Origin of the sequence: Gilliamella sp. B3023 (genome assembly GCF_026536845.1) — a bacterium.
Lineage (GTDB): Bacteria > Pseudomonadota > Gammaproteobacteria > Enterobacterales > Orbaceae > Gilliamella > Gilliamella apicola_E.
In genome coordinates this window covers 1-7427 of sequence record NZ_JAFNNH010000030.1, presented here as the reverse complement: position 1 = coordinate 7427, position 7427 = coordinate 1, and the positions used below count along the sequence as shown (strand labels likewise).

Here is a 7427-nt window from a genome sequence, read left to right as displayed (position 1 = left end):
TCCTAATAATTATTGGGGTGATGATGATGGAGATTCTGGCGTTAGTGCTACAGGTTCTTTAAGTTTATCTATCGTCGATAAAAACGGTCAAACGGTATCACGTAATTCAGTGTTAACGACTTGTAATTCTCCTTACAAGGTTACGTTATCTAGTACTAACGGCACATTATCTACTCGTTACGGATTTCCTAATCGTAGTACTTTCAGTGCTAGTAATGTGACTTATTACGTCAATCCTAAAGCTGGGCCTGTGGTTTGTTTCGTCAGACCTAATTTAATGTATGGTAAGCGTGGTGATGATAGTTATACCCCATCTTGGGATTTTGCTGGCCCAGCTTCGATGTGGGACCCTGATAGGGGGTTTCTCACTCAAAAAACAGACCCTCTCTATTACGGTCAAAACTTTCCTACTACAGGTCTTAATGGATTGTACTTTGATTTAGATATTAGTGGTAGTAGTCAGCCATTGTCTTGGTCTCCAGTTTCTCGGGGTGGTATCACAGTCACAATGTCTAATTCTACTGCTACAAGCGTACGCGTTACTTTAACTGGTCCTTACGCTACCACATCCCAGCATCGTTCAAACAATCCTGGTCGTATTTCTACACCATCTTTGCCTCAGACATTCGAGTTGGTCGGTCGTGACAATAATGGTACTCCAGTTGTTAAATATGGTTTTACATTGAAGCAGTGGTTCGTCAACCGTGATTTTATTCCGGGCTTGTATCATGATCATTTATCTTGGTGTAATCGTATTGGTTATCGAATGCCTCGCCTAAAGGATTTAACCAACTCGGTTCGTATAGCATATCCTACTATCTCTGGCGCCACCCCTTCCTCGCCGGGTAATCATTACATGCGTCATATAGGTTCTGGCTTTTTCACTGAGTGGGGAAATATGGGCGATTACTCTAGTGTTAGCTTCAAAAAAGAAATTAGTGACAATTATTTCTGGACTAGTGACCCGGATTATGGTTCTGATAACAGGTTTCTCGTGAGTCCAATCAACGGTTCAGTGAATTATAGCTACGTCAACTACTATGGGCTTTGCGTCTATCCTTAGCTCTTATTCCTTCGTCCTTAATCCTTAGGGCCGGGGTTGGGGGTGAGGAAAAAAGTATTAAGCAATTAAAAGAAAGCTACGAGTCAACGTCGTTTAGCCATAAAAAGCGATTTTGTGGCTTAGCGACGTTTGAATTACCCGCGGGTTTATTTTTGAGGTGTTTTATCACAAAAAAAGTTGAGGAGCGGGGTTTTTGAGGTTCTAAATCCAACTTTTTAATATTGTTTTATATGAATAATCCAGCTTTAAGCTGTGGCGTTTAGTTGTGTTTTTATATCAAAAAGTTGAGGATTTTTGGGGGATGAATTTGGTTTTATAAAACTCCCCTCAATTTTAAACACTGAAATTTTTAAGATGTTTTTAAGTGGTGATATACCACCGATATTGAACAATATCGGTGGCTGGTTTTGTTACATTTTTTCAACCGTTTTAATACCAAGCATATCTAAACCGGTTTTAAGGGTTTTTGCTGTTAAAGATGCCAGTTTTAGACGGCTATGTTTCAAGTCTTCATTTTCGGCTGCCAAAATTGGGCAGTGCTCATAGAAGCTAGAAAATAGAGTGGCGATATCATACAAATAGGCGCACAGCACATGCGGTGTGCCTTCTACAGCAACGGTTGAAACGGTTTCATCAAATTGAATTAATCGAATTGCTAATGTTCGCTCTTTGTCCGTGCCTAAATTGATATTACCAGTTAAGCTATCTTCGTTGATATTTGATTTTCTAAACACCGACAGTACGCGTGTATAGGCATATTGTAGATATGGTGCAGTATTGCCTTCAAATGACAACATGTTATCCCAATCAAAAACATAATCGGTGGTACGATTTTTGGATAGGTCGGCATATTTCACTGCGCCAATCGCTACTGCATCAATCACTTTGGCAAGTTCTGTTGGAGAAAGATCGGGATTTTTACTTTTAATGAGTGCTTCTGCACGCTCTGTTGCTTCGTCAAGCAGGTCGTTTAATTTTACGGTATCACCTGAGCGAGTCTTAAACGGCTTGCCGTCTTTACCTAACATCATTCCAAACATGTGGTGTTCAAGTTTTAAGGATTCTGGTACATATTTCGCTTTATGTACGATATCCCAAACTTGTTCTAGATGTTGGTGTTGACGTGAATCGGTATAATATAAAATACGTTCAGCATGAAGTGTTTCGTAACGATATTTTACACAGGCAATGTCGGTTGTTGCATAAAGATAGCCACCATCACGTTTTTGGATAATAACGCCCATTGGTTCGCCTTCTTTATTTTTATATTCATCTAGAAATACGACGATGGCACCGTCACTTTCAACCGCTAATTTTTTCTGTTTTAGATCGGCAACAATGCCTGGTAGCATACTGTTATAGATGCTTTCGCCCATTGTATCTTCAACCGATAAGGTGACATTAAGGCGTTTATATGTGGCAATGTTTTGTGTCATGGTGATATCCACCAGTTTTCGCCACATTTCACGACAATATTGGTCACCACCTTGAAGTTTTACGACATAATTACGGGCTTTTTCGGCAAAGGCTTCGTCTTCGTCGTAATGTTTTTTTGCTGCGCGATAGAACGATTCTAAATCTGAAAGTTCCATGTCATTGGCATGTTCGTTTTCCATTTTTTCAAGATAGGCGATTAACATCCCAAATTGGGTTCCCCAATCTCCAACATGGTTGGCTCGGATAACATTATGACCAAGAAAGCTTAATACTCGGACACTAGCATCACCAATAATAGTTGAGCGTAAATGGCCGACGTGCATCTCTTTTGCTACGTTTGGTGCAGAGTAATCAACCACAATAGTTTGTGGTTTGGCTGGTAAAGTAATATTCAGTTTATCACTATTTAGCGCGACTTCGTTTTGTTCAGCAATCCAACTATCTTTTAAAAAGATATTAATAAAACCAGGACCGGCGATCTCGATTTTATCGGCAATATCATCAATATCAAGATGTTGTAAAACTTTTTCAGCTAATGCTCGTGGTGGCATTCCCAATTTTTTAGCGGTAGACATGATACCATTTGCTTGGTAATCACCAAATTGGGCTTTAGCTGATTGCTTGATTAAAGCGTCGCAGTTTTTATCAGCACCCGCCATAATCATTGCTTGAGAAACACGTTGTGTTAATAGTTGTTGAATATTCACACTGAACCTAATCGATTAAAATAAAATGCCCAATATAATACTGATAAATTGATAAATTGTCACTGTGGGATTAGTTAAGGACAAGTAAATAGCTGATTCTTTTATAAACAAAATTTTTTTATTTAGATGTAATTTATTAACTTAATTATAAAATAGATAAAAAAATAAAGAGAAAACAGGTGCCGAAATTTATTTAACTACCTGATTATCAATATCCTTTTGCTCTTTTCAACGTTGGTGTTTGCTCAAGGCCATCTGCAACAACTCAGATTCACAATTGACAAAATAGTATGATAATTATGGTGAAAATATCTTTTTGGATGAATATGCAAAACTCACTCCCCCCTTAAATAAGCAAGAAATCGATTTTCCGATTACAAATGGGGCTAAGCCGAAATTTTATAAAGCTATCAGTTTGATCAAGCGCAGTTACTCTCTTCCAAAATCATAGATAAGTTTGCAGGCAACCGTTGAAGGTAACTATTTACAATTATACCTTCACCCTCTAAACTAATGTCGTTCTCAACGGGGTGCCCTAGTGGGCTGAGAGTGTCAGATTGACTGACATAACTCGTCGAACCTGAACTGGATAATGCCAGCGGAGGGATTTGAGTTATTATATCTGCTCAAACCTTTTGTCTTTTACCTATTTCTTTGGAGGCAAAATGTTTTGTAAAAACTTTTTACTACCTGTTATTTTTCTATTTTCACTTTTTAACCCATTAGCCAATGCAGAACTGCCTACTTTGACGGTTTATAGCTATAATTCCTTTATGTCACAATGGGGACCCGGTGAGGCTATCAAAAAAGGGTTTGAAGCCCAATGCAATTGCCAACTTGAGGTTGTGACATTAGGTGATGGTGTGTCGGTTTTAAATCGTATTCGTCTTGAAGGCGATAAAACGAATGCGGATGTTATTTTAGGGTTAGATAACAACCTATTAGAGCAAGCCAAACAAGCGAATATTCTTATTCCTCATCAAATCGCTAAACCCGACAATCTTAACACCAATTGGTGGGATGATAGTTTTATGCCTTATGATTTTGGTTATTTTGCTTTTATCTACAATAATAACAAAGTCAAAAATCCACCTCATTCTTTACATGAATTGGTCGAAAATAAAGCCGGTTGGAAAATCATCTACCAAGATCCAAGAACCAGTACACCAGGACTCGGTTTACTATTTTGGGTAAAAAAAGTTTATGGTGATAAAGCAGCCGAAGCGTGGCAACAAATCGCTAAAAACACGGTGACGGTCACCAAAGGTTGGAGCGAAGCTTATGGTATGTTTTTAAAAGGCGAAGCGGATTTTGTACTTAGTTACAGTACATCGCCAGTGGCACATATCATTAATGAAAACGAGCATCACTACGAAGCAGCTATTTTTGATGAAGGGCACTATCGTCAAGTTGAAGTAGCCGGAATTATTAAATACAGTCAAGAAATTGACCTAGCGCGCCAATTTTTACGTTATTTGCTGACACCTGAAGTCCAACACCAATTTGCTGAGAAAAATGTGATGTATCCGATTATCAAAACGGATCTACCTAATGCCTTTGCGCAAATTAATTCGGTCAATAAATCGTTAGAATTTGAGCCAGCAGAGATTGAAAAACATCAAAAAGCTTGGATTCGAGAATGGCAATCGGCAATTAGTAAATAGATCCGTATCGCCAATGTTGAAATTTAAATCGTTATTACCCGGAATGAGTGCAGCGAGCTTAATACTCATTATCTTAAGCTCGGCGCTTATTGCTATTTGGCGATTTGCCTTAGAGTCAGGAAATTTGACGATTTATCTTGATAGTTATGTGCTTCATATTGTTTGGATCACTTTTTATCAAGCTTTGTTATCGACAATACTTTCGCTGGCATCAGCAATATTAATGGCTAAGGCGCTCTCCTTTATTGATTTTAAAGGTAAAAAGTTACTGATAAAAATAATGCCAATTACCTTCATTTTACCCGCTTTAGTGGTTGTGACAGGGTTGTTGTCGGTATATGGGCAACAAGGTTTACTGGCTTACATTTGCCAAGTACTGCATATCCCATTTTCATTTCCTATTTATGGCTTGCAAGGTATTTTGTTGGCGCATGTTTTTTTGAATTTTCCTTATGCTTGTGTGCTCTTTTACAAAACATTAAACAGTGTTGCTATAGAACAAAGACAGTTAGCGGCACAACTTAATTTTTCAACATTTACCTATTTTAAATTACTTGAATGGCCGTTACTTCGTAGACAAATATTGCCTATGGCAGCACTTATTTTTATGCTCTGTTTTTCGAGTTTTGCCATAGTGCTTGCATTGGGTGGTGGTCCAAAATATACCACGCTGGAAGTGGCTATTTATCAAGCTGTGCGAGACTTTGATCTATTACAAGCCGCATTACTATCTTGCGTGCAGTTGGTTTGCTGTATTGTTTTTATCAGCTTGATGCAGAAAATAAATAGAAATGATAGAAAGCTGAGTGTTAAATTTAGTCACTCCAACTATCAATTACCGATAACCAATTGGTTAAAAATGATTAGTATGATAATTATCGTAATAGGGGGATTATTTATATTGTCCCCGATGATTACTATACTTTTTCAAGGTTTCTATTTTTTCCAAATCTCATTACTCACATCGATGTTGCAACAAGCCTTTCTCTATTCAATCCTTATTGCTATAGGTTCGGCTATGATAGCGATGTTACTTGGGTTACTTTTGCTATGGACCAATTGCCGACTATTGATTAACCAACAACGTCAATTAAGCAATCGGCTTATGATGGTTGCCTCCTTGATATTAGCTATACCAAACATGGTATTAGCATCGGGATTGTTTTTATTGTTATTCGGTTTTAGTCATAACACTGTTTTTATCTGCTTATTAATTATGGTTTGTAATGGGTTAATGGCGTTACCTTTCATCCTTAAAAATTTAGCTACGCCGATGTATGATATTACGGCACGCTATTGGCAATTAACCCAAACCCTTAATATCAATGGTTTAACGCATTTTTATTTGGTCGATTTCAAGGGGTTAAAAAGTCTTATGCTGATGAGTTTTGCCCTTGCTGCCATATTGTCATTGGGCGATTTTGGGGTAATAGCTCTGTTTGGCGGGCAGTCGGTGACCACGTTACCTTATTATTTATATCAACAGATATCGCATTATCATTATCAAGAAAGTATCGTGACAGCCGCGATATTATTACTTTTATCCTTTAGTTTATTGGTTGTGATGGATTATGATCGAACTTCAAAAAATTGAATATCAATATGACAACTTCAACATGCACTTTATGCTAAATATTGCTGCTAAAGAGCGGGTTGTTATTGTCGGTCCAAGTGGCGCGGGCAAAAGTACATTACTTAGCTTGATTGCGGGGTTCATCTTTCCTAAATCAGGGCAAATCATCTTAAATAACCAAAATGTCACAACAACGTTACCCGGTAAACGCCCGGTATCGATGCTATTTCAACAAAATAACTTATTTAGCCATCTAACGGTTGAACAAAATATTGCTTTAGGCATTAAGCCGACATTAAAACTGAGTCGCGCTGAACAAATGACTATTAATGATATTCTGGTTCGTGTCGGGCTGGAAGGCTTTAACCATCGCTATCCCGAACAGCTATCGGGTGGCCAACGGCAACGCGTGGCACTGGCTCGCTGTCTTATACAACATCGTCCTATATTATTATTAGATGAGCCATTTTCTGCTCTTGACCAAGCTCTGCGCTTTGAAATGTTGGCATTGGTTAATCAGGTTTGTAGTGAATTTAATCTGACCTTAATGATGGTATCGCATTATCTGGATGAGTCACTTAGCCATTTTTCCCGCTGTGTGGTTATTGAAAATGGAAACGTCATATTTAATGCAGAACCAAAACAGCTAGCTGAAAATCAAGAGATAGCTAAATTGTTAGGGATAAGTTATTATTCAGAATTAGAATCCTCCGTAAAAAAAAGTTGAGGAACGGGGTTTTTGGGGTGTTAAATTTCATTTAAAAATTATTAAATGATCCAAATCACTAAATTTCTAATTCAAAGCCCTAAAATAAAATTTTTGAGGATCAATCGCTATAATTTAAAAGATTTGTAATTGCAATATCTTCAATTAAAACATAAGTTAATCAAATATTGGTTAGATCCTTTTTAGATCCTATTTACAAAAGTTAACGTAATTGAGTGAAAAAAAGTGTTGCATCGTGTTTTTCCAATCACTATAC

The 7427-nt window shown here is 37.6% G+C and carries 5 protein-coding genes and 1 riboswitch; of the genes, 4 read left to right on the top strand and 1 reads right to left on the bottom strand.

Annotated elements, in window-relative coordinates; genetic code table 11:
- On the top strand, positions 1-1063 hold a 1063-nt coding region (locus J3U16_RS11745; protein WP_267343154.1), incomplete at its 5' end, for a hypothetical protein.
- Positions 1064-1473: 410 nt separating this feature from the next.
- On the opposite strand, the gene argS is transcribed toward J3U16_RS11745, so the two are convergent.
- Complete coding sequence (gene argS, locus J3U16_RS11740; protein WP_065734541.1) at positions 1474-3207, bottom strand: arginine--tRNA ligase; 1734 nt, start codon at positions 3205-3207, stop codon at positions 1474-1476.
- A gap of 516 nt (positions 3208-3723) precedes the next feature.
- Positions 3724-3832, top strand: a riboswitch (TPP riboswitch).
- A gap of 40 nt (positions 3833-3872) precedes the next feature.
- Here argS and thiB point away from each other — a divergent pair.
- Genes thiB through thiQ form a run of 3 tightly spaced genes read left to right on the top strand, consistent with a single transcriptional unit; the run spans position 3873 to position 7171 of the window.
- Positions 3873-4871: a thiamine ABC transporter substrate binding subunit gene (gene thiB / locus J3U16_RS11735; protein WP_267337549.1), complete on the top strand. Its 999-nt coding sequence runs from the start codon at positions 3873-3875 to the stop codon at positions 4869-4871.
- Between the two features lie 13 nt (positions 4872-4884).
- The gene (thiP, locus tag J3U16_RS11730) at positions 4885-6465 is read left to right on the top strand and encodes a thiamine/thiamine pyrophosphate ABC transporter permease (RefSeq protein ID WP_267343152.1); all 1581 of its coding nucleotides are present in this window, start codon (positions 4885-4887) and stop codon (positions 6463-6465) included.
- Entirely contained in the window at positions 6443-7171 is a 729-nt protein-coding gene (gene thiQ, locus J3U16_RS11725; RefSeq protein ID WP_267343150.1) for a thiamine ABC transporter ATP-binding protein ThiQ, read from the top strand. Before thiP ends, thiQ begins: the two co-directional genes overlap by 23 nt.
- Positions 7172-7427 lie beyond the last annotated feature (256 nt).

Excerpts from the sequence above, each read along its gene's own strand:
- thiQ (WP_267343150.1), top strand. The coding sequence starts at position 6,443 with ATGATCGAACTTCAAAAAATTGAATATCAATATGACAACTTCAACATG.
- thiP (WP_267343152.1), top strand. The coding sequence starts at position 4,885 with ATGTTGAAATTTAAATCGTTATTACCCGGAATGAGTGCAGCGAGCTTA.
- thiB (WP_267337549.1), top strand. The coding sequence starts at position 3,873 with ATGTTTTGTAAAAACTTTTTACTACCTGTTATTTTTCTATTTTCACTT.